17 protein-coding genes and 1 pseudogene are annotated in these 22021 nt (G+C 58.4%); 9 read left to right on the forward strand and 9 right to left on the reverse strand.

The window, feature by feature from the left end; all coding sequences use genetic code 11:
• Nucleotides 1-254: 254 nt before the first annotated feature.
• Nucleotides 255-1043 carry a FadR/GntR family transcriptional regulator gene (locus tag LC354_RS14405; RefSeq protein WP_223424945.1) on the forward strand — a complete coding sequence of 263 codons (789 nt, stop codon included), beginning with the start codon at nt 255-257 and terminating at the stop codon, nt 1041-1043.
• A gap of 5 nt (nt 1044-1048) precedes the next feature.
• On the opposite strand, the gene LC354_RS14410 is transcribed toward LC354_RS14405, so the two are convergent.
• Nucleotides 1049-1732, reverse strand: a complete 684-nt coding sequence (locus tag LC354_RS14410; protein WP_223424947.1) for a DUF1028 domain-containing protein — start codon at nt 1730-1732, stop codon at nt 1049-1051.
• Nucleotides 1733-1829: 97 nt separating this feature from the next.
• Between LC354_RS14410 and LC354_RS14415 the strand changes: the two genes are divergently transcribed.
• From LC354_RS14415 to LC354_RS14430, 4 genes are read left to right on the forward strand one after another with little or no spacing between them, the layout of a single operon-like run.
• The gene (locus LC354_RS14415; RefSeq protein WP_223424949.1) at nt 1830-3404 is read left to right on the forward strand and encodes an ABC transporter substrate-binding protein; all 1575 of its coding nucleotides are present in this window, start codon (nt 1830-1832) and stop codon (nt 3402-3404) included.
• Nucleotides 3405-3459: 55 nt separating this feature from the next.
• Entirely contained in the window at nt 3460-4407 is a 948-nt protein-coding gene (locus tag LC354_RS14420) for an ABC transporter permease (protein WP_223424950.1), read from the forward strand.
• Nucleotides 4407-6287, forward strand: coding sequence for a dipeptide/oligopeptide/nickel ABC transporter permease/ATP-binding protein (locus LC354_RS14425; protein ID WP_223424981.1), 1881 nt, complete (start codon nt 4407-4409; stop codon nt 6285-6287). Before LC354_RS14420 ends, LC354_RS14425 begins: the two co-directional genes overlap by 1 nt.
• A complete protein-coding gene (locus LC354_RS14430; RefSeq protein ID WP_223424952.1) occupies nt 6284-7258 on the forward strand; it encodes an ABC transporter ATP-binding protein in 975 nt (324 codons plus the stop codon). Before LC354_RS14425 ends, LC354_RS14430 begins: the two co-directional genes overlap by 4 nt.
• Nucleotides 7259-7595: 337 nt before the next feature.
• Here the strand turns inward: LC354_RS14430 and LC354_RS14435 are convergent, their stop codons facing one another.
• The gene (locus tag LC354_RS14435) at nt 7596-7784 is read right to left on the reverse strand and encodes a hypothetical protein (RefSeq protein WP_223424954.1); all 189 of its coding nucleotides are present in this window, start codon (nt 7782-7784) and stop codon (nt 7596-7598) included.
• 122 nt (nt 7785-7906) lie between these two features.
• Entirely contained in the window at nt 7907-9517 is a 1611-nt protein-coding gene (locus LC354_RS14440) for a DUF1254 domain-containing protein (RefSeq protein ID WP_223424955.1), read from the reverse strand.
• Between the two features lie 289 nt (nt 9518-9806).
• On the opposite strand from LC354_RS14440, the gene LC354_RS14445 reads away from it, so the two are divergent.
• Nucleotides 9807-10844 carry an AraC family transcriptional regulator gene (locus LC354_RS14445; protein WP_223424957.1) on the forward strand — a complete coding sequence of 346 codons (1038 nt, stop codon included), beginning with the start codon at nt 9807-9809 and terminating at the stop codon, nt 10842-10844.
• Nucleotides 10845-10872: 28 nt separating this feature from the next.
• Here LC354_RS14445 and LC354_RS14450 read toward each other — a convergent pair.
• Nucleotides 10873-11307: pseudogene (locus LC354_RS14450) on the reverse strand (aromatic ring-hydroxylating dioxygenase subunit alpha); the annotation flags it as partial.
• Between the two features lie 302 nt (nt 11308-11609).
• Between LC354_RS14450 and LC354_RS14455 the strand changes: the two are divergent.
• The 3 genes from LC354_RS14455 (at nt 11610) to LC354_RS14465 (ending at nt 15920) form a co-directional block, all read left to right on the forward strand.
• Complete coding sequence (locus LC354_RS14455; protein WP_223424961.1) at nt 11610-12596, forward strand: TAXI family TRAP transporter solute-binding subunit; 987 nt, start codon at nt 11610-11612, stop codon at nt 12594-12596.
• A gap of 118 nt (nt 12597-12714) precedes the next feature.
• On the forward strand, nt 12715-14937 hold the full coding sequence (locus LC354_RS14460; protein WP_223424962.1) for a TRAP transporter permease: 2223 nt from the start codon (nt 12715-12717) through the stop codon (nt 14935-14937).
• A gap of 194 nt (nt 14938-15131) precedes the next feature.
• Nucleotides 15132-15920, forward strand: a complete 789-nt coding sequence (locus LC354_RS14465; protein WP_223424964.1) for an efflux RND transporter periplasmic adaptor subunit — start codon at nt 15132-15134, stop codon at nt 15918-15920.
• 220 nt (nt 15921-16140) lie between these two features.
• On the opposite strand, the gene LC354_RS14470 is transcribed toward LC354_RS14465, so the two are convergent.
• From LC354_RS14470 to LC354_RS14490, 5 genes are all read right to left on the reverse strand, one after another.
• Nucleotides 16141-16551: a thioredoxin family protein gene (locus tag LC354_RS14470; protein ID WP_223424966.1), complete on the reverse strand. Its 411-nt coding sequence runs from the start codon at nt 16549-16551 to the stop codon at nt 16141-16143.
• Between the two features lie 22 nt (nt 16552-16573).
• A complete protein-coding gene (locus tag LC354_RS14475; RefSeq protein WP_223424968.1) occupies nt 16574-17287 on the reverse strand; it encodes a cytochrome c biogenesis CcdA family protein in 714 nt (237 codons plus the stop codon).
• Nucleotides 17288-17745: 458 nt separating this feature from the next.
• A complete protein-coding gene (locus LC354_RS14480) occupies nt 17746-19317 on the reverse strand; it encodes an arylsulfatase (protein WP_223424983.1) in 1572 nt (523 codons plus the stop codon).
• A 418-nt stretch (nt 19318-19735) separates the two neighbouring features.
• Entirely contained in the window at nt 19736-19975 is a 240-nt protein-coding gene (locus LC354_RS14485; protein ID WP_223424970.1) for a hypothetical protein, read from the reverse strand.
• Nucleotides 19976-20191: 216 nt separating this feature from the next.
• The gene (locus LC354_RS14490; RefSeq protein WP_223424971.1) at nt 20192-21940 is read right to left on the reverse strand and encodes an arylsulfatase; all 1749 of its coding nucleotides are present in this window, start codon (nt 21938-21940) and stop codon (nt 20192-20194) included.
• Nucleotides 21941-22021 lie beyond the last annotated feature (81 nt).

The following is a 22021-nucleotide window of genomic DNA, read 5'->3' on the forward strand; positions in this document are numbered from 1 at the left end:
CGAAACACACCTGACTTAGCCGAAGCGGGCTGGCTACGGTGGCCGAAGGCAATCATTCAGCTCCCGATTTGGCATTGTGCGGAACAGAGCTCTGGCGTGAACGGCCGGTAGACAACTGCGGCAAGCGACAGCCAAAGCTCGGCGATCTCGCTCGGTTCGTTACAGGCTACGGTGTTGAAGCTTGTAGTTTATCTCGATTTATTATGATAAATTCTGAGGTACACAAATCTGTCCCCTTCGCCTAGAAATTCATCATGAAGAAAAGCACCGTCCAACCCATCAACCCCAAAATTACGGACGCGCCGCGCGCTCTAAAGCGATCGCGTCCGGTGCAGGTGGCCGACCAGATCAAGCGTTGGGTCGTCGAACGCGATTTGCGCAAGGGCGACAAACTGCCAAATGAAGCCGCGATGATTGCGCAGTTCGGGGTGTCGAAAGGCACGGTACGCGAGGCAATGCGAATACTTGAGGCGCAGGGATTGACCGTGACAAAGACCGGTCCCGGCGGCGGCAGCTCGGTCGGAGAAGTCAGCAAGGACCGGGCGATGTCGTTGCTTGGCAACTACTTCTATTTCAAGGATTTGTCGCTGTCGGACATCTATGAAATGCGCAAGCTGCTGGAGCCGGAATTGGTGGCCAAACTGGCCGGAAATCTGGACGCGGAGACGCTGTCGGATCTGCGCGAGATGGCGCACCAGCATCCAGAGCCTGCGCAGACGCCCGAAGAAGAAAAGCAGCAGCATATCTCGTCGCTGGTGTTTCATGCGCGGCTCGCCGATGCCGCCGACAACGATTTGATGGGGTTTGTGATTTCCTTCATGGCGCGCATCCTGTCGGACCTGACCGTGTATCGTCGCCTCTATGCCACGCCCAACAAGGAACTGTGGGCGCGGGGCCGTACGCACCAAATCGACCTCGTCGAAGCGCTGGAAAAGGGCGATAGCGCACGCGCGCGTGCCATCATGCTCTCCCATATGGAGGGGGCGGAGCGGATGATGAACGTGCAGGAAATGCGGATCACGCGGGAATTCATGGCAGAGTAGGGGGCTTAGGTCGCGCGTCTTCCCGCTCTGTGCGGTGCGCGGTTGCGGTCTGACTTCACGGGAGCTTCGTTTAGCCAGTTTGCATAGGGTGGCTGGCTGACCCGTTCAGAAAGCGCCGCCAGGTCGTCAAGCGGTGTGGCGCTATAGTCGATCCGCAGGTCGATCGGGGGCGCCATAGGGCTGAGCACAAGCAGGGCTGCGGATTGCAGCCCGCGCACATCCGAACCGGCGGCTTCGGCGGCACACAGCGCCGCAATCAGACGCTGCGCGGCACTGCCGGAACCGGTGTCGAAACCGTCGATCAACGCGTCCAGAACGCTGGGCGATTTGATCATATTTCCGGCCACGATCATATTCGGGGCGACAATCGTATCGGCGAAAGGCACGCTGGCGTCTCCCGTGAATCCGGCTGCGCCGCCGGACTTGTCCAGAACGGCAAGCTGGCGATACGCGCGCCCGGTATCGGCTTCCGTGAGGTCTGCGACCACATCAGCGGCCCGCTCACCCGCATAAAGACGCCGCATGGCATCGTCGCGCCAGAACGTGCTGGGCGCTGTACCCTGAGAGGCGCACAGACCCGATTCGATATCACCGCGCAGAACCCAGCCCCCGACACACAGACTACCCGTTGCAGCTGCCCCTGCGTAAGCGCCTGTTTTTTCGTCATATGTCAGAATGGAAAATGTCATGACGCGCCCTCTGAAACAATTGTTCTTGTATTTATCATGAGAATTTGAGCAGATACAATTAATCATGATAAATAAGATCTAACAGAGAGGATATGCCATGACCTTCCTAACTCTAACCCGTCGCGCAGTATTGGCGGCCACGGCTGCAACGGCGCTGGCGCTGTCTGCGGGCGGTGCGATGGCGCAGACGCCGGAGAATGTGCTTATCGTTGGTCAAATCGCGGAACCGCAAGCGCTTGACCCCGCCGCCGTGACGGCCGTCAACGACTTCCGCATTCTGATGAATATCTATGACGGCTTGGTCCGTTACAAGGACGGCACGCTTGAGCCCGAACCCGCATTAGCGACAGACTGGACGATTTCAGAGGATGGCACCGTCTACACCTTTACCCTGCGAGAAGGGGTGACGTTCCATGATGGCAGCGCCTTTGATGCCGAGGCGGTGAAGTTCAACTTCGACCGGATGCTGGATGAGGCGCACCCTTATCACGATACGGGTCCGTTCCCGCTGGCCTTCTTCTTTTCTTCGGTGGAAAGCGTCGATGTGATCGATCCGCAAACGGTATCCTTCACGCTCAGCGGGCCTTATGCTCCTTTCCTGTCCAACCTGGCCTATCCCACCGGGCTGATCGTCTCGCCCGCAGCGGTCATGGAACACGGCGCGGATTTCGGGCGCAATCCATCGGGTACGGGCGCGTTTACATTCGGCGAGTGGCGCAGCAACGAGGCCGTCGTTGTGCAGGCAAACCCGGACTATTGGGACGGCGCGCCAGAACTTGAAACCGTCGTCTTTCGCCCGATTACCGACGCCAACACCCGCACGGCGGAAATGCTGGCCGGGGGCATTGATCTGATGGTCGAAGTCCCGCCCGTGGCACTCAGTGAGTTTCAGGGCGACGCCTACACCGTGCATGAACAGGCGGGCCCGCATGTCTGGTTCCTGATCCTGAACGCCAAGGAAGGCCCCTTTGCGGATGTCCGTGTGCGGCAAGCGGCCAACTATGCGATCAACAAGGAAGCAATTGTAAACGACGTGCTGGAAGGTACGGCCGAAGTGGCCGCGGGCCCAACCCCGCCTGCCTTTGCATGGGCTTACAACCCGGATCTGGAGCCCTATCCCTATGATCCTGACCGCGCACGCGCATTGCTGGCCGAGGCAGGCGCCGAAGGGGCAGAGCTGACATTCTATGTCACCGAAGGCGGCTCGGGCATGTTGGACCCGGTGGCCATGGGCACTGCGATTCAGGCCGATCTCGAGGCCGTGGGTCTGGATGTGACAATCGAGACCTATGAATGGAACACGTTCCTTGGAAACGTGAACCCCGGCCTTGAAGGCAAAGCCGACATGGCCGAGATGGCATGGATGACCAACGACCCCGACACGCTGCCGTTTCTTGCGCTGCGCACCGAGGCCTGGCCAGACAAGGGCGGGTTCAATTCGGGCTATTATTCCAACCCGGAAGTTGATGCGCTCCTCGACGCGGCCCGCGTCGAGACCGACCAAGCCGAGCGTGCGCGTCTGTACAAAGAGATGCAGGTGATCGTTCAGCAAGACGCGCCATGGGTCTTTGTCGCAAACTGGAAACAGAACGCGGTGACATCTGACCGTGTCGGCGGCTTCACGTTGCAGCCTTCGTTCTTCCTGCTTCTGGATGACGTGACAAAGAACTGATCCGAAGCGGCGCGGCCCCTCGGGTGGGGCTGCGCTGACACGGCGGAGTGAGCCCATGACCGGTTACATCCTAAAGCGGCTCGTCTCGGCCATCCCGGTGTTGCTCGGCATCAGCGTGATCGTTTTCCTGATCATGGCGATGATCCCGGGTGATCCGGCGACTGCGATCCTTGGGTCTTATGCCACTCCCGAAAACGTGGAAAAGCTGAACCGCGACCTGGGTTTGGATCAGGGCCTTGTGCCCCGGTATTTCATCTGGCTCGGCAATATGCTGCAGGGCGATTTCGGGCGCAGTTTTGCCCTGAACCGGCCCGTGCTGGACGAGGTCCTTGACCGGTTTGGCGCAACGTTGATCCTCGCGGGAACGTCTTTTGTCCTGTGCTCCGTTCTGGGTATTGCGGCGGGGGTGATCTCGGCGGCACGGCAATACGGATTTGCCGACAAGGCGATCACCTTTGTGGTTCTTTTGGGGATTTCGATCCCGTCTTTCTTTCTTGGCATGATGATGATCCTTATTTTTGCCGTGCAGCTGCGGTGGTTCCCTGTGTCGGGCATGTGGCCGATCTACGGGGATCGAAATCTCTGGGTGTTGATGGATCACCTTGCAATGCCGGCGTTTGCTTTGGCCGTGGTGGCAACAGGCGTGATTGCGCGTCTGGCGCGCTCGGCCATGCTGGAAGTCTTGCGTCAGGATTTCATCCGCACGGCGCGGGCCAAGGGTGTGCATGAGCGCCGCGTGATATGGCGGCACGCCTTGCGGGCCGCGATGGTTTCCATCATTCCGATTCTGGGTATTCAGGCGGGGTTCGTGCTGTCGGGTGCGGTCTATATCGAAATGGTGTTCCAATGGCCCGGCGTTGGCCGGATGCTGGTTGATGCGATCCTGAAACGCGACATTCTGCTGGTGCAGGGCGGGGTGGTGTTCATTGCAGCATGCTATGTCCTGTTCAACATCATGGTGGACGTGGCGCAAGCCCTGCTTGATCCGCGGATCAAGACATGATGGCCTTTCTCAAATTGCTGGCCCGCAATCGTCTGGCCTTGGCGGGGCTGATCGTTATCGGGATGGTCGTCGTGCTGGCGCTGATCACGCCACTTTTGCCATTGGCCGATCCAGACGTGACGGACACACCCAACCGGTTCAAACCGCCGTTCAGCGAAGGGGCCATTCTGGGCACGGACCATCTGGGGCGTGATCTTCTCAGCCGCCTGATGTGGGGCACGCGGCTGAGCCTTGCCATGGGCTTGGCCGCCGCGATCATTGCCGCGACCATCGGATCTGCCATCGGGATCATCGCGGGTTATTACGGTGGACGGACAGACAATATCATCATGCGCGGCGTCGATATGTTGATGGCCTTTCCCTACATCCTTCTGGCGCTGGCCATTGTCGCAGCCCTTGGTCCGGGGCTGATGAACGCCCTCATCGCTGTGGCCGCCGTCAACGTGCCCTTCTTTGCGCGCAACATTCGCGGGATCACGGTGGGTATCGCCCACAAGGAGTTTGTCGATGCCGCGCGTCTGGCCGGAATGCGTGACCGCGAAATCATCGTGGCCGAAGTGCTGCCAAATGTTCTGCCCGTGATCGTCATCGCCATGTCCACGACTGTCGGCTGGATGATCCTTGAAACGGCGGGACTGTCGTTCCTTGGCCTTGGGTCACAACCGCCCCAAGCCGATTTGGGGTCCATGCTGGGAGAGGCCCGTTCAGCGCTGATCACAAATCCACATACGTCCATCGTGCCGGGCGCGATGATCCTGATCATCGTGATGGCGATCAACCTGTTGGGCGACGGCGTGCGCGACGCACTTGATCCGCGCCTGAAGTCCGGCGCACTGAGCCGCCCGATGCCTGCAACCACAGTGGATCGCCAAGGCGCTGTGCCTGCCGCCAAGACGGAAAGCCTTCTTGATATCGCGGGCTTGCGGACTGAATTTCGGGTGCGCGACCGCCTCTACAAGGCCGTCAGCGGTGTTGATCTGCATGTGGAAAAGGGCGAATGCCTTGGGATCATTGGCGAAAGCGGGTCGGGCAAATCGGTGACGGCCCTCAGTGTCATGGGCCTTGTCGCGTCGCCGCCGGGCGTCATCACCGGCGGTGCAGTCCATTTTGACGGCAAGGAAATCATCGGTGCCCCGTACGAGGTGCTGCGCTCTCTGCGCGGGCGGAGAGTGGCCTACATCTTTCAGGATCCGCTTGCCACACTGCATCCGCTTTACAAGGTCGGGGATCAACTGATCGAGGCGATCCAATCCCACGACTCTGTTTCAAGTGCCGACGCGCGCAGCCGTGCGATCGGCCTGCTCAAATCCGTGCGCATTCCCAACGCAGAAAGTCGGATCGAAAGCTATCCCTATGAGATGTCGGGCGGGATGCGTCAACGCGTCGGGATCGCCATGGCGCTGGCCAATAATCCCGATGTGATAATCGCCGATGAACCGACTACGGCATTGGATGTTACCGTTCAAGCGCAAATCCTCTCTGTGCTCAGTGACTTGCGCCGCGAACGGGGACTGGCGATCATTTTCATCACCCATGATTTCGGGGTCGTTGGTCAGTTGTGCGACCGCGTCGCCGTCATGTATGCGGGCCAGATCGTCGAAGAAGGACCAACGGCCGCGGTTCTGCGCAATCCGCAGCACCCCTATACCAGCCGATTGATAGACTGCGTTCCGACATTGGGCGGCGGGCAACGCAAACTGTCCGCCATTCCCGGACTGCCGCCTGTCGTGGACAACTTGCCGGTTGGATGTGCCTTCGCCGAGCGGTGCGACAAGGCCCATGCCGATTGCCGCGCGGGCCCCGTCGAGCTGGTGAAAACCGAAGAGGCAAGAAAGACCCGTTGCTTGTTCCCCGAAGTTGTATCGGAGCGCAGCGCATGACCGAGGCCATCAAACTGACGGGACTTTCCAAGTCGTTTCCTGTGGGAAAACGCCTGTTTGGACCACCCAAGGCGATGGTCCATGCGGTCGAACCGCTCGATCTGACGGTGAAGATCGGCGAGACCTTGGGCATCGTGGGAGAATCCGGTTGCGGCAAGTCCACGCTTGCAAAGATGCTCGTCGGGCTGTTGCCGCCCACGACCGGACAGATTGAAATCGAAGGGGCGGTTCTGGACAATGCGGACCCCGCAATTTTTGGCAAGCGCATCCAATATGTGTTCCAGGACCCGATCAGCAGCCTGAATCCGCGCAAGACGATCCGCCAGATCATGGAAGTACCGCTGCGTCGGCTCCACAACCTCGACAAAACGGCCCGCGCGGCGCGCATTCGTGAGATCTTCGCAGCCGTGAACCTGCGCGAAGAGTTCCTGGATCGCTACCCGCACGAGTTCTCCGGCGGGCAGGCGCAAAGAATCGGGATTGCACGGGCCTTGGCAGCCGAGGCGCGTATCCTGATCCTGGATGAACCCGTCTCCGCACTGGATGTGTCGGTGCAGGCGCAAGTGCTGAACCTGCTGGCCGATCTCAAAAAAGAGTTTGGACTGACATATCTCTTCATCAGCCACGATCTTGCGGTGGTCGAGGCCGTCAGTGATCGTGTCGCGGTCCTGTATTTCGGAGCGATCGTCGAAGTCGGAGCAGCACGCGACATCTTTGCCAACCCGCGCCATCCCTATACCGCCCTGCTGGCTCAGAGCGCGCCGGAGGTTGGACGCCCCATCGCAGCGCCCGAGACCGCAGAGACAGAATTGCCCGATCCAATGTCGCCGCCTCTGGGCTGCGCATTCAATGAACGCTGTGCGTTCGCCTCGGATCGATGCCGACGTGAGAAACCCGCGCTGGCAGCCGATGGGAGTGGGCGGGACTTTGCCTGTTTCAACCCTTTGGCGGCAAGTCAGGAAGACGGCTGACTTCATACAATAATGAGCCAATTTTGCACGTTTGCCGCAGGAGCATGAAGTTCCGGTTGGTCGGTGGTTTCAGCAGGAAATATCCGTCAAGGATGTCTCCAGCCTATCCCGGCGGCTCCACCGGATACTTGTCGGCCTTGCCTTCGCCCGGGCCGGTGACACCATGTCACCGATTAAACGCTGTCAGGCATCATCGAGAAATCCCAGCATGGCGGGACGGGCCTAAATCACAGTTGGCCCATCCGTGGCAAGGTCGGTCTCGGTGAAGGCGTAGAGCGTCGAGGCTTTGGCCGTGACAAAAAGTCTCCGGGAAACCATGAGTTCGAAAAGGGCGATCCTATGTGCCCCGTTCAGCACCTGCATCGGCAAGCCACTTGCGCAAGTCGTACATCGGTACCGCGCCGAAATTGTCGAGAAACACTACCATGCCTCGCATCCGGTCAAGATTGTCCTGGACCGTAACGCCGGTCGGCACCCCCTCATAAAGTTCGAGCGTGCCGACGGGCGTATCAACGATGCTGGGCATGGAGACCGCTTCATGAGTCTCTCTGGAAACCTCTGCATGAACCGGAGTGACCGGGGTGAGCGTCAAAAGAGCAACCAAGATATGGCCTTTTCACGTCATGGAATGCCCCTTTGAAACAAGTATCACTCGACCACCTCAATTTCACTGGGTTGCCATGACTTGTCGAAGAACGACGGTAAAGGGCTGTACAGGCGCAAGATGGTAAACCAACCCTTTTCCGGATCCGTCTGAATCCAGTTGCCCCGATCAACGCCATCGGGCTGTTCAGGTGAGAAATAGACAGTTGTTGTGCCGTCCTCGGCCGCCGTGGCCGCCGGCGATGGATAACTCTGGCTTCCCGCACGCGGATATTTCTGCGGAGTGGCCAGCATGGAGCGGGTCTGGTTGTCATAGAGCGTAAAGGACCAGAACGCCTTGGCGGGGATGTCCTTGGGCAGCGTCACCTTGTATGTTTTCGCGCCGTCGAACACGTCTCCGGCCGCGTCCTGAAACCCCATCAGGTACTGCGAACCGACTTCCGGTATGTTCATGATCATGCCCGGGCTGTCGAGCGTGTAGCCGTAGTAGAAGGCCGTGCGGCTGTCGAGCGTACGGGCGCCAGTGGGCGGCAGTGGCTTGAATTCCCCGTCCGAGAAGGCCGGCGGGGGGGTCTCGAAGAAGGCGCCACCTTCCCAGAGCATACTGCCCCATTTCGAATTCTCGTAATAGGCCCAGTCCGGATGCCGTTCGAAGGGGCGCCAGTTCAGCACCCGCCCGGCGGCCTGGCCAACTGCTGCGGCATCGGTCAGGATCTTCTTCATCCGGTCGTCAGGCGCGAAGTCCTTGCCCTTGACGATGCCGATGGCCGCAAGTTGCCCGGAAAGCTCCACGTCATAGCTGGTTGCAGGCTCGGCCTGAACGTTCTCGTTGATCCATTCGTAAAAACCGAAATCGCTTGGCGGGACGGTGTTGAACGATACCTTGCTCCCCTCGATGAATGTCGTGTCGGGGACTTTCGGATCCTCGCCGAGGCGAACTTCGCCGGTCAGCGCCTGTGCGATGCTGGTGCCGAAGCCACCCTCCGTATAGGGGTAGATCTTCATGTTGGCTTTGACGTTTTCCACTGCCGGCTTTGGATCGTTATCCACCAGATAAGCACGCGAGGCGTAGAGGACCCGGTTGGTCTTGGAATGGGCAACGAAGTATCCGCCCTCGGGCAGCGGACCGTCATAGTCCGGGCCAACGATCAGGTACTTGCCGCCTTGGCCGCGATCGGGTCCCGGGCCGCCGACGTCGATGATCCATGAGAACCACATGTCGTTGATCGTGCCGACGCCGTTAGAGGGTTGTTCGATCACCATCGGCCCTTTCGACAGGTCAATGACCGACAGGTAATAGACAGTGTCGGCGTTGCCGGTCAGGAATATGCCCGCCGAATCCAGAAGCTCAGACGTGATGACAACATCGTTGTAGTCCGCGCCGATGCTCTGGAAGCCCTTGTGGAACCCAAGGGCCGACGCACCGCGAAAGCTGTTGTTGTACACATTGAGTGCGCGGGTGAAATCGAGCGCGTCGAAGACTGTTTGTGCGGTCTGAGCCGTCGGAGCACCGCGGTCAAATGTGAGTTCGCCAACGGAAGTTTGCACCTTATCCGGAACACCGAGCGCATCTATCGTTTCTTTGGAGACTTGAGCGGAGGCGGCTCCCATCGTCAGGATCAGGGCCGCACTGCCGAGTAGAGTGGATCGAAACATCAAAAATCTCCGTTTTCGGAAAGAAGCAAAAATTGGACCTGTTTGAAAGGTTACTTCAGCTGTGGTACCACTTCTGCCCATTTCGCGCCATAACCAAGCTTCATCGATAGCTCGGCGACCGGGGTTTTTGTGTCCTGTGCAGGCGCTTCGCTGGGCGCTTTGCTCTGCCGTACGAACGTTGACGCGATAGGCTGCACTTGGTTTGTTTCGCTGATCGGCCTTATCTTGTGATTGTGGACGATATTTTGAGTAGGATAAGGGTTCTTCCGAGCATTGGAGACCGTCGATCATGTCCAAATATTCGATCTGCAGAGCGGCGCACGTGAATGTCTACCTGGATGCCCTCAGGGCAATCGGCGCACCGGTCGATAAAAAACTTGCAAGCTCGGGCCTCCCCATCTGGATGGAAGAGCATCCGGACGCGCGCGTCAATCAGCCGCTTGCAATGGAACTGGTCGCCGCCTGTGCGGGCGATTTCGCACCGATGGAACTGGGTTTTTTTGCTGCTGAACGTGCAACACTCGATACGCTCGATCCATCATTTCAACGTTCTTTGGTCGACGCCATCAGCGGACAAACCCGGTTGGAAACCCTTATCCGAGGGATCCACCGGGAAGACAGCGCAATGGCAGTGCGCACGCGGCGCGAAGGCGCGCATGTCCGGATCGTTTGCGATATGTCGCACCTTTCGAACCATCGGCATATCCACTTCAATGAATGGCTGAACCTGCAAGGTATCACTTCGATCATAGGCAGTGTCGCAGGGCGCAAATGGCGGTCGATCGAATATACCTTCATGTCGCGACACACGCCACCCGATGCGGCTTTGGAGGCTTACGGAAACACGCGGATATTGGTCGGACAGGCCCGGACATCCCTGCTTGTCGACGCCGACGTCTTGACCCGCCCCTGCATGATCCGCGAAATGACGCCTCCCCGCGCGTGGAAAGATGCGGCGTATCAAGTTGCCAACAATGACCAGAGCAGTGAACTGTCTCTTACAGACGCGCTGCGTTCGGTCATCCGGCCATACCTTGAGGAAGGCCGGACCGATCTGGATCACATCGCCGAAATGCTGGGATTGAGCAGCCGTACCCTTCAGCGCCGCTTGCAGCAGTCAGGGCGAAGCTATTCCGAAATCGTTCAAGAGGCGCGCTTCGAAGTAGCGCGGGACATGCTCGCCGAGCCAGACGCAAAGATCATCGATGTCGCCATGATGGCAGGATATGAACGGCCGCAGCATTTTTCCCGGGCCTTTCGTCGATTTACGGGCGTTTCCCCGCGCCAATACCGCAAAGCGACGTCCGCCGCTCTCGGCGAGCCGTGAGTGTGGAATTTTTTCAAACTCTCCGAGACTATTCAGCAACCGCGTTCCGTGGGTTCTCGGCCTCTATCAGTTTCTGAAGGTGCCGCCGGAAAAACAGCGGGCCTGCGTCAATTGCGATGTCCACGGTATGCGTGGTTTTATTATGCATGCCTTTTTGCACTTCAGCCAGGATGTCGCGATCTTCTTCAAACGCCACCTTGACCGAGGCACTCATGTACTGTGACACCTCTTCATCCTCAGGATGCACATTTCGCATCTGGAACCAGTAGTAGCGGCTTGTGACCTCATCGACCGGCGTCATGAAGTTGTAGCTGTCCATCTGGAAATACTGCCCCACCGGCAGATTGTTCGTGTCTCCGTCCGTGCCCGCAGGCGTAAAGATCGCCTTGATGTAGGCCAGCGCCGGATAGCGCACTTCATAATACTGTTGGCGGTCGCATTTGCCCTCAAAGGGCACAAGCCGCTGATAGAAGGGGCAACCTGCGTATCATACATCCAGCGCGAGACGATCACGCTTGCGTCCGTGCCTGTTATCTTCAGGGGTTCCTCTTCGCAGGCCATGACATCGCACCAAAACGTTTTTGGCTGATCGCCCAACACATTGAAATTTATAAAAAGTTCAAAAACCTTACAAAACTTGGTGGTCTTTCATTGAGAACTTGCTCGCCATGCCCTACCCCACACCGGATGGGTCTTGGTTTTACGTCTCCATCGATACAAGCTGATCCAGTAAGGATCGGACAAAAAACAGTGGAGGATTCACTTATGAAAGTGATTGCAATATTTGCAGCGACGACGCTTGCCGCGACCACGGCGTTTGCCGATGGACATCAGGACCGGACCGGCTGGCCCGAAAGCTTCACCGTCGCGACGGCATCGCAGGGCGGCACGTATTTTGCCTATGGATCAGGCTGGGCGAACCTGGTTGCCGAAGAATTGGGCCTGACCGGTGGTGGCGAAGTCACGGGCGGACCTGGCCAGAACATGGCGCTGGTGCACACCGGTGACGCGCAGTTTGGTATGACGACAATGGGCCCGGCCGCCGAGGCGATCGCCGGCCAGAGCCCGATCGCACCCGGATTGGCGATGACCAATGCCTGCGCGATGTTCCCGATGTACCAGACACCCTTTTCGGTGACGGCGCTCAGTTCCTCCGACATCACCACGATTGCGGACATTCCCGCGGGAGCGCGCATCGGTTTCGGCCCTGCCGGATCGACCTCGGACACATATTTCCCCCGCATGATGGAAACGCTCGGGGTGGAATTTGACCGCCGCAACGGGTCATGGAGCGACCTTGGTGGCCAGCTTCAGGACGGTCTGATCGACGTGATCGCCTTTGCGGCAGGCGTACCCGTGCCTGCAGTCAGCCAGCTCGAAGTCCAGACAGATGTCAACATCATCGAGTTCACCGAAGCCGAGCAGGCGACGATCATGGAGGCTTTCCCCGTCGCCGCGTTTGAGATCGCAGCCAGCACCTACTCGACGCTGGAAGCACCTGCGCGCTCGGTTTCGATGTGGAACTTTGCCATCGCAAACTGCGATCTGCCAGACAGCTTTGTGAATGCTGTCGTCGACATCGTGATGTCCGACAATGAGCGGATGATGAACATCCACAAAGCCGCGCGTTCTACATTGCCCGAAAACTGGACAAAGAACGCAGGCGTGATCGCGTGGCACCCCGGTGCCGCACAGTGGTTCATTGACAATGCAGGTGCCGATATTCCTGCGGATCAAATCCACAGCAAATAAACGCGCTTTGGTGACCGCATCTTTGGTGTGGTCACCATTTTTTCATAATTTGCGACTTTCAAAACCTGCTGAAGACTGCTGTTCTGGCGAACGCGCGGACGGCCAAGGGAGACGGACGATGACAGATGACGCGAAACAGGATGTCTTGTCCGATGGCCCGATCAAAGTCGAAGGCGTCGACGACGAACCGGTCGAACACAACCGCCGTATTTTTGACGGGCGCGCCTATCTGATCATTGCTACGCTTTCAGGCCTCTATGCCATTTTCCACATGGCGGTTCTGAACGGCTGGTCCATCCGAGCGTGGACCGGCGTTGATATCCCCGGCTTGCCCGTTTTCCCGATGGAGACGTGGAATTTCCGCATCGTACACATCGCGGGGGCGCTGATCCTGGGGTTTCTGCTCTATTCTGCACGCGCCTTTCCCGATCGCGACAAGGCCGGTTGGCACCCGTTGGATATCGTTGCCTACCTGGCGCTGATCCCTGCATTTTATGCCTGCTATACGGCGATGACCTTTGCCAACCAGATCGCCGGCGGTGCGATGTGGAACGGCATTGATCCCGGCATCCGCGCCGCAGAAACGTGGCATTACGGTGTCCCGTTGATCGCAGCGACCGCGATTGGCATCGTCATTGGTTGGATGCGCCCCCGCGTGCGCGGCTCTATTGCGTCAGCTGATCTGGTCCTTGTGGTCTGTTCTGTGGCGGTCGCGATGTATCTGATCACCATCTTTGGCACCTTGATGCGCAATGCCACCGGCACCCCATTTGCGCCCATCGGGATGAGCCTTGCCGCCGTGGCAGGCACCGCGCTGATCATGGAAATGACGCGACGGGTTGCGGGCCTTGCCCTGATCGTCATTGCGGGAATTTTCCTGATCTATGTTTTTGTCGGAGACCTCTTGCCCGGTTTCCTGAATGCGCCCGACATCGCGTGGCAGCGGTTCTTCAGCCAGGTCTATACCGACGCAGGCATCCTTGGCCCGACAACGGCGGTGTCCTCGACCTATATCATTTTGTTCATCATCTTTGCCGCTTTCCTGCAGGCCTCCAAGGTCGGTGAATATTTCGTCAACTTCGCCTTTGCGGCAGCCGGGCGTGCCCGCGGGGGGCCTGCCAAGGTCTCCATCTTTGCCAGCGGCCTGATGGGCATGATCAACGGCACCTCGGCGGGCAATGTGGTGGCGACCGGGTCGCTGACGATCCCGCTGATGAAAAAGGTAGGCTACAAGCCAACGACCGCCGGCGCGGTCGAGGCCGCAGCCTCGACGGGGGGCCAGATCATGCCGCCGATCATGGGGGCGGGCGCCTTCATCATGGCCGAGATCACTGGCATTCCCTACACCGACATTGCAATCGCCGCGATCATCCCCGCAGTTCTCTACTTCGTGTCGATCTACTTCATGGTCGATTTCGAGGCCGCCAAGCTGGGTATGCGGGGCATGCGCGAGGATGAGCTGCCAAAGTTCCGGGATATGGTGCGCCGGGTGTATCTGTTCTTGCCGATAATCATTCTGATCGCAGCGCTTTTCATGGGCTATTCGGTGATCCGCGCGGGCACATTGGCGACAGCGGCGGCAGCCGTTGTCAGCTGGTTCACACCCTATCGCATGGGCCTTAAATCGGTCGCCAAGGCATTTGAAATTGCAGGCATCATGTCGATTCAGATCATCGCGGTCTGCGCCTGTGCGGGCATTATCGTTGGCGTCATCTCACTGACTGGAGTCGGCGCGCGGTTCTCGTCTGTCCTGCTCAGCATTGCAGATGCAAACCAATTGCTGGCGCTGTTCTTTGCCATGTGTATCTCCATCCTGCTGGGGATGGGCATGCCCACGACAGCGGCCTATGCGGTCGCCGCGAGCGTCGTGGCTCCGGGACTGGTGCAACTGGGTATACCCGCGCTGACAGCCCATTTCTTTGTGTTCTATTTCGCCGTTGTCTCGGCCATCACACCTCCGGTGGCCTTGGCCAGTTATGCCGCCGCAGGCATTTCAGGCGCCAATCCGATGGAGACATCGGTGGCCTCGTTCAAGATCGGCATCTCCGCCTTCATCGTGCCGTTCATGTTCTTTTACAACTCGGCCCTGCTGATGGACGGCACATGGTTCGAAGTGATGCGCGCAGGCGCAACCGCGATCTTTGGCGTCTTTCTGCTGTCCTCCGGTGTGCAGGGGTGGTGGGCTGCGAGCCGTGCAAATTGGCCCATCCGTGGCGGGCTGATCATTGTCGCGCTGTTCATGATCGAGGGCGGACTGGTATCGGATCTGATCGGCATTGGCGGTGCCGTGGCGCTGTTTGTTCTGTCGCGCGCCACAAGTGCAAAACCGGCGGCGCCGTGACCCTTGGTCCGAAGGTCCAGTGTGGCTCAAACGGCAGAAGAAGACCCGCCAAAAACTTGATCAGGTGGAAGATAGCTGGCACTCTTGATCCCTTGTAAGAGGAGACTGAAACATTGAAGAGTTCAGCAAGGCCAGTTGTCCATCGACGATTAATAACTTCTCTGAGTGCCCTTTGGATATTCTTAATTCTGGGATTGCTCCAAAGCGCCACCGCTGAGGAAGCGCCCTCAACCCAAGCAGACTTTCCCGGCCTGATCGAAGCGCTCAACAGCCACGAAGTGTCAAATCTGATTGATGGGGTCGTGACAGAGGTTCATTTCAAGCCCGGTCAATTTGTCGAAGCAGGAGATATTCTGTTTTCCATAGATCCGGGGCCTTATGAACTGACTGTAAAAACCCAACGCCTCAACACGGTGCGCGCCGAAACGACCCTGTCCTCCGCACGCCAGGACCTCGAACGTATCCAGAAACTGAAAGACCGAGGATCGGCTACGGATGTACAGATGCTCAAGGCCGTCGTGGCGTTGTCATTGGGCGAAGCACGATTGGAGCAGGCCAAGGCCGAGTTGAAATCCGCGGAAAGCGATCTTGAGGATACGGTCATTCGAGCGCGGATAAGCGGCATCATCAGTCAATCCGCGATCAACCCCGGCGCATATGTGGAAAAGGGACGCGCGCCGCTAGCCCGGATCGACCAGATGGACCCGGTACTGCTATCCTACGAAATTCCCTACGTCGATCGTATCGAACAGTTGGCGATCGACAATTTGCGCACACCAAGCGAATTGCTGGATCGTGTCACTCTGAGCATAAAGATTTCAGAGACGTGGCTGTATCCCGAAACCACGACGCCGGACAATCTATCGTCACGTGTCGACATGGCGACCGGTACAATGACGATCTGGGCCGAGCTGGCCAATCCCAATTTCCGATTGCGTCCGGGTATGCGTGTCAGAGTCCAGTCAGTGATCAACGGCCAGTAAAAGCCGTGCTTTGAATAGTCTGGAAGGGCCGATTTACGCGCCCCTTCCAAAAGCCAGCCAAGCCGCCCACGTTTGAAGGGCGCGATTACAGGAAGGGCGCTCCGCTGCCTTATGTCCCCGAGCGGCCACGTGAGGCTATCGACAAAAACCGGGCCGCACGAAACGGGACACAGCAGCATGACGTAGTGCCACCACCGACACCTGTTCCTGTGGAGTAATGTTACGCTGTTGCGGCCCCCAATGCGGTATCCATCAGCGCCTTGATCTGCGATTTGCTGGTCTGCGCGATGATGCGGCCGAGTTCCTGATTGCCTTTCAGCACCACAAGGGTCGACCGTCGCGGAATGTTCATCCGCTTGGCCAGATCCGATTTGCCATATTCATCCCAGTCAACATCGATAAAGGTGATCTTGTCTTCGTAGTCGGGATTTTCCGATTTCAGCGCATTGATCACCCGTTCCTGCGTCGCGCAGGTGCTGCACCAGTCCGCTTTGAAGTCGAGAAAGACGGTATCTCCGGCTTTCAGGTGTTTCTCCACCAGTCCGGGCTTGTAGGCAAGCGGTGCGGCGTTGGCTGCAAAGGGCAGGGCGGCGGCGCCTGCGGTCAGTACAAGAAAATGGCGACGATCCATGAGTGGTCTCCTGTGGTCAAAATTACAATGCGACGGAAAGATCGATCAACCAGGCGGGCAGAACACCGATCAGCCAGGCTTCGATCACGTGATGGAAATTGAAAAACAACGCCAGTCCGACGGCGACGAAGGCGATGCCCAGAATGGGCCTGCTGCGTTGCGCCAAGGCACGAAGCTGTGTGTTGTAGCGCCCCACGGCACCACGGGTGCCATAGGCCAAGCCCAGGATCAGCGTCGAGACACCCATCGCAAAGAACACCATGATGGCGGTGGCGCGCATCAACCCCTCACCTTGCGATGCAAGCGAAATGGCGCCGCCAAGCGTCGGACCGATGCAAGGGCTCCAGACAGCGCCGAGCAGCAAGCCACCAAGGAACTGGCCGCGCAGCCCGCCCTGATCCAGCGTGTCGATCCGTGCATCAGCCTGCGCGGACAATCCCGCCGTGGCACCGGCCAGAACCGCGCCCGCCTGGGGCATCAGCAGCGCCAGCCCGAACAGCACCATCAGCGCGGCGCCGACCTTGGAAATCGTGTCGATATCGATCCCCAGCACGTGCCCGAAAGCCGTCACGCCAACACCCAATGTCACGAATGACAGGCTCAATCCCGCTGAAAGCGCGATTGGCCCATAGCGACTGCTTTGGAAAGCCGTGGCGATAACGATGGGCAACACCGGCACGACGCAGGGGTTGATCAGGGTCAGCAGACCGGCTCCATATGCAAAGACGAGTTCCATCTTCGTCACCTAAGAGGCTGAGCACCGCGCTGTCACCAAACGATCCCGTGACGCGGTTTCACATGTTTGTGGGATTTATGACAAATGCGCCGCACCTCTTTGAAGATTTTGACTTCAAGAATCCTCAAGTCACCCGAGATTTGATCCCGGCACACAAACGAAGGAAGATGTTCCGCAGTCCTGCTGGATGCAAAACCGACGTTTGATACTGTTTTCGGCAACTCCGGTGCGTGCCCTGGAACCCCTCGAAAACCACATCGCAATACCTGACGGCATCGTTTCGGCCACCATGACCGGGATTGATCGCCGTGTCGCCCGGTCGTTTCGGGAAAACGTCGGGCGATCGTTCAGCGCACGGCAGCAAAGGCGCTGAAACACTCCCAAATACCAAAACGGCGCAGCCCGAAGGACTGCGCCGGTAGATCGCAAAACAATGGTGCGGCAAGCCGAACCGTTTCTTACTGGTTGCCCGACGATCCTGCCAAGACCGCTTCCATGACACGGTCAAGATTAAAGCTCCCTGGTTTTTGCCGTGGCGGGAAATCCTTGAAGCTCTGGAGCCAGCGGCCGACATATCCACCGGCGGGTGCGATCACGAACATATGTTCGATCCACCACCGCTGATAGCCCATGGCGTCCTCGGCTTCGGCGCGCTCGAATGGGTCCATGACCAGATTGGTGATGGATGGCGCTCGCAAGACTTCAAACGGCGCGGTCCAGACCTTGTAGCCTTCGGCGTTCTGACGCAGGAAGGTCATTTTCCACGCATTGTAACGCAAAGCGGCAACCGACCCGTCATCTGTCCAGTATATGAACTCCTCACGCGGCCAGTCCGCTTCCCCCCTCAGGGCAGGAGTCAGATCGTAGCCATCAAGATGAACGTTGTACGTCCGGCCGATGGCCTCGACGCCGCCTTCCAAAAGACGCTCCTTGATATCCGGTTCCCCGGCAGCAGACATCAGGGTTGGCAACATGTCCTCATGAGAAACGATCTCGTTGATGACGGTGCCCGGTTCGATCGTACCCGGCCAGCGGATTGCCGTCGGCACGCGAAAGCCGCCTTCCCACTGGGTGTTCTTCTCGCCCTTGAACATCGTCGTGCCACCATCGGGCCATGTGAAGGTCTCGGCGCCGTTGTCGGTCGAGTACATGACGATGGTATTGTCGGCGATACCCAGTTCATCCAGCTTGTCGAGAAGTTGGCCGACCATGCCGTCATGCTCGACCATTCCGTCGGCATAGACACCGAGGCCGGTCACGCCCTGCGATTCCGGCTTCAGGTGTGTAAAAATGTGCATCCGGGTGGAGTTCCACCACAGAAAGAAGGGCTTGCCTGCTTCATGCGCACGCTCCATGAACTCAAGCGCGCCTTCGGTCACCTCTTCGTCTACGGTCTCCATACGCTTGCGTGTCAAGGGACCGGTATCCTCGATATCCTGTCCGATAAGCGCGCCGTTGTCGTCATAGATCGCAGTCGATTTGATGACGCCACGCGGGCCAAACTGTTTCTTGAACTCCGGATTTTGGGGATAATCGGGATTCTCGGGCTCTTCCTCGGCATTCAGGTGGTAGAGGTTTCCGAAGAACTCGTCGAAACCGTTGTTCGTCGGGAACATCTCATCAAGGTCGCCCAGGTGGTTCTTGCCATATTGGCCTGTCATGTATCCCAAAGGCTTGAGCAGACCTGCGATGGTGGGGTCCAGAATATTCATGCCCTCCGGCGCCCCCGGCAGACCGACCTTGGTCAGACCGGTCCGGATCGGAGATTGCCCGGTTACGAATGCGGCACGTCCGGCGGTACAGCTTTGCTGGCCGTACCAGTCCGTAAACATGGCGCCTTCATCGTAGATCCTGTCAATGTTCGGCGTTCGATAACCCATCATGCCGAAGTTGTTGGCGCTGATGTTGAACTGGCCGATGTCGTCCCCCCAGATCACAAGGATATTGGGTTTGTCGGTGTCCTGCGCGAAGGCAGGGAAAGCCATCGGTGCAAGGCAGACCGACAGGGCTGCAGTTAAGGTTCTTATCATCTTGTTCACGATCTTCTCCAGTTTTGACTCAGCGCGTCGATACACGCCAGGTTCGATTGCGTTTCAGCGTGGGCGGGGTGCCCCGATGACGGATCATCACGGGACAAGCATGCAACTGTATGGTCGGATCACAAACCCACAATGTTTTCCGCCTTGTAAATACCTTTCTTAAAGTCTCTTTACGCAGCGTGTCCCAATCACTCTTGTCGATATGCCTTGCTGCCTTCTTTTCGCGCGCGCAAGCGCGTCTGCGGCGTCCGTATCAATCGCGTCAACCGCGACCGCTATGACGGCCGCCTCGCCATCCTCGAGGACAAAACAAAGTCTTTCAATATCTTGCGACAGATGCTGCCGACAAGATGACCAGTTGCGCCACGGACAACACCGCCGACAGCGGCATGCGTGGCGGCGGCGCCAATCACCGCAACGCCTGCGGGTGGACACAACGCGCCGAGAAGCCGATACCTGCCGCAACTTTGCCGACATGGGTGACCTCAAAGACCTTCAACCAGCCTTCATCTGATCTGGAAATCACTGCAGCGGTAAGATCGCGGATCGGACCTTCCGTTTTAATGAGTTTGAGCGCTTCAAAGTTCATCTTTGCATCAGCGAGCGACCCGTTTGAGGCGGCAAGGACCACGTAATTTTTGTCAGCCATTTGCAATCAATCCCATTCTGCTTTGCATAGGTGGTTTGGGTTGCGTGAGCGGTTTCAGTGCTTTTCAGATCTGTCTGCACCTTTTGACGTGATCCGCCCAAAGCCGCAGGTTGGCAAAGAAGGCGACGCAAAAACCACACGCCGCCTCGGTTTTCTTTCTGTCATGCGCCCGGTCCCCCGAGCGCATAACGCTGGCTCAGATCAAGTCAACCGGGGTCACTCACCGCGGCTGCCGGTCCTCGCATTCTTCACCTGCTTGATCACGTCTTCCAGATTGTAGCTGGACGGGTCCTGCATCGGTGGGAAGTCGCGATAGGTCTCAAGCTCCCGGAGCCACAACTGCTGGCCAATCGGCAGAAGGTTCCAGTCATATTGATACGCGGTCATCGGTGCAGCAATTGCGCCGCCCGTGCCCATCAACGTCTTGATCTGTGATCCAACAGAGGTTTCGAAGGGATCGCGTTTGATGTTCACGACCTGGGTCCAGTGGTAGGGCTGCACACCCGCGATGAAACCGGACGGGTCATCCGACACCATGGCAAAGTACATCTTCCAGTTCTTGAAGCGAACGGCCGATGGATCCTTGCCCGAGTAGTACATGAAGTAGTCCCGCGCCGCGTTGTCGGCTTCTCCGGTCAAGTAGTCCAACTGGTTTGTCCCATCGAGCGTCGTTTTGACGATCCCCGCATACTCGCCCTTCTCGATCTGAGCTTTCAGGTCGTTGTCCGCGGGGCCACCCGCCGCTTCGACCAGCGTCGGCAGCCAGTCGAGTGACGCAAAGATGTCATTGTAAACGGTGCCGGGTTCGATCTTGCCGGGCCAGCGAATGACCGCAGGCGCGCGCATACCGCCTTCCCAGGTACTCAGCTTGCCACCCTTGAACGGGGTCGTGCCGCCATCGGGGAAGGTGATTGTCTCGGCTCCGTTGTCGGTGGTGAACACGACGATGGTGTTGTCGAGTTCGCCCATGTCCTCGAGCTTTTTCAGCACATAGCCGATGTTGTCGTCCATCTGCTTCATGGCGGCCTCATTGACGCCCCAATCCTTACCGCCTTTCACGCCGACCATGTCCAGATACGTGTCATCCAAGACGGTGGTGATGTGCATGCGGGCCGGGTTGTACCAGACAAAGAACGGCTTGTCGGTCTTCTCGGGGTCGTTGCGGTCGAGGAAGTCGATGACCTGCGCCGAGATTTCCTCGTCGATGGTCTTGGAGCGTTCCATCGTCAGTGGACCTTCGTCCTTGCACGTCATGTTCGCGGCGGTGCCATCGCTCGACGTGCAGTGCATGACCGGACGCGGCGGCGTCAGACAGATGGTTGTTGCGGCATCAACAGCGCCGGGCACTTCGGCCAGGCCAGGTACCGGCGTGTTCTTGCACGGTGGCACGATGCCCTGTTCGGTGGGCGATATGTTGATGTCGGGGAAGCTGACGCCCTGCATCGCGTCAAGGTGATAGAGGTATCCCCAGAATTCCTGGAACCCGTGCGCCGTCGGCAGGGCGTCGGTGTGATCGCCGAGGTGGTTCTTGCCGAACTCACCGGTCGTGTAACCAAGATCCAGCAGGAACTTGGAGATCGCCGGCGTTCCGGGTTGAAGGTAGCTGGGGCTGCCGGGCAACTGTGGCATGATCATGCCGGTTCGCAGCGGCTGCATGCCAGTGAAAAAGGCATTTCGCCCGGCCGTGCAGCTTTGCTCGGCATAGTAGTCAGTGAACATCGCGCCTTCGCGGCCGATGCGGTCGATGTTGGGTGTTTCGCCAACCATCAGACCGCGGTGATAGATCGACGGCTGCATCCAGCCGATATCGTCCCCCATGATGAACAGGATGTTCGGCTTTTTCTCGGCATCTTGCGCCTGTACCGGCGCGGACGTCCCCAGCAGAGCGGCCCCCAGCGCAATCGCGCTGGCGCAGGCCGCTCCCGCGTATCGCGCGAAGGGACTGTTTGGCTTTTTGTGTTTCATGAATCCGACATTCCCCAAGTGGCCTGCCATCTGACGCGAAGATCGCCTGATCAGGCCTGCGGATCAAGTATCTTTTACCTC

Source organism: Tateyamaria pelophila, assembly GCF_019966495.1.
GTDB lineage: Bacteria > Pseudomonadota > Alphaproteobacteria > Rhodobacterales > Rhodobacteraceae > Tateyamaria > Tateyamaria pelophila.

Bases quoted from the DNA above. Each gene is read 5' to 3' on its own strand.
- LC354_RS14405 (WP_223424945.1), top strand. From the start codon at position 255: ATGAAGAAAAGCACCGTCCAACCCATCAACCCCAAAATTACGGACGCG.
- LC354_RS14410 (WP_223424947.1), bottom strand. From the start codon at position 1,732: ATGACATTTTCCATTCTGACATATGACGAAAAAACAGGCGCTTACGCA.
- LC354_RS14415 (WP_223424949.1), top strand. From the start codon at position 1,830: ATGACCTTCCTAACTCTAACCCGTCGCGCAGTATTGGCGGCCACGGCT.
- LC354_RS14420 (WP_223424950.1), top strand. From the start codon at position 3,460: ATGACCGGTTACATCCTAAAGCGGCTCGTCTCGGCCATCCCGGTGTTG.
- LC354_RS14425 (WP_223424981.1), top strand. From the start codon at position 4,407: ATGGCCTTTCTCAAATTGCTGGCCCGCAATCGTCTGGCCTTGGCGGGG.
- LC354_RS14430 (WP_223424952.1), top strand. From the start codon at position 6,284: ATGACCGAGGCCATCAAACTGACGGGACTTTCCAAGTCGTTTCCTGTG.
- LC354_RS14435 (WP_223424954.1), bottom strand. From the start codon at position 7,784: ATGCCCAGCATCGTTGATACGCCCGTCGGCACGCTCGAACTTTATGAG.
- LC354_RS14440 (WP_223424955.1), bottom strand. From the start codon at position 9,517: ATGTTTCGATCCACTCTACTCGGCAGTGCGGCCCTGATCCTGACGATG.
- LC354_RS14445 (WP_223424957.1), top strand. From the start codon at position 9,807: ATGTCCAAATATTCGATCTGCAGAGCGGCGCACGTGAATGTCTACCTG.
- LC354_RS14455 (WP_223424961.1), top strand. From the start codon at position 11,610: ATGAAAGTGATTGCAATATTTGCAGCGACGACGCTTGCCGCGACCACG.
- LC354_RS14460 (WP_223424962.1), top strand. From the start codon at position 12,715: ATGACAGATGACGCGAAACAGGATGTCTTGTCCGATGGCCCGATCAAA.
- LC354_RS14470 (WP_223424966.1), bottom strand. From the start codon at position 16,551: ATGGATCGTCGCCATTTTCTTGTACTGACCGCAGGCGCCGCCGCCCTG.
- LC354_RS14475 (WP_223424968.1), bottom strand. From the start codon at position 17,287: ATGGAACTCGTCTTTGCATATGGAGCCGGTCTGCTGACCCTGATCAAC.
- LC354_RS14480 (WP_223424983.1), bottom strand. From the start codon at position 19,317: ATGATAAGAACCTTAACTGCAGCCCTGTCGGTCTGCCTTGCACCGATG.
- LC354_RS14485 (WP_223424970.1), bottom strand. From the start codon at position 19,975: ATGGCTGACAAAAATTACGTGGTCCTTGCCGCCTCAAACGGGTCGCTC.
- LC354_RS14490 (WP_223424971.1), bottom strand. From the start codon at position 21,940: ATGAAACACAAAAAGCCAAACAGTCCCTTCGCGCGATACGCGGGAGCG.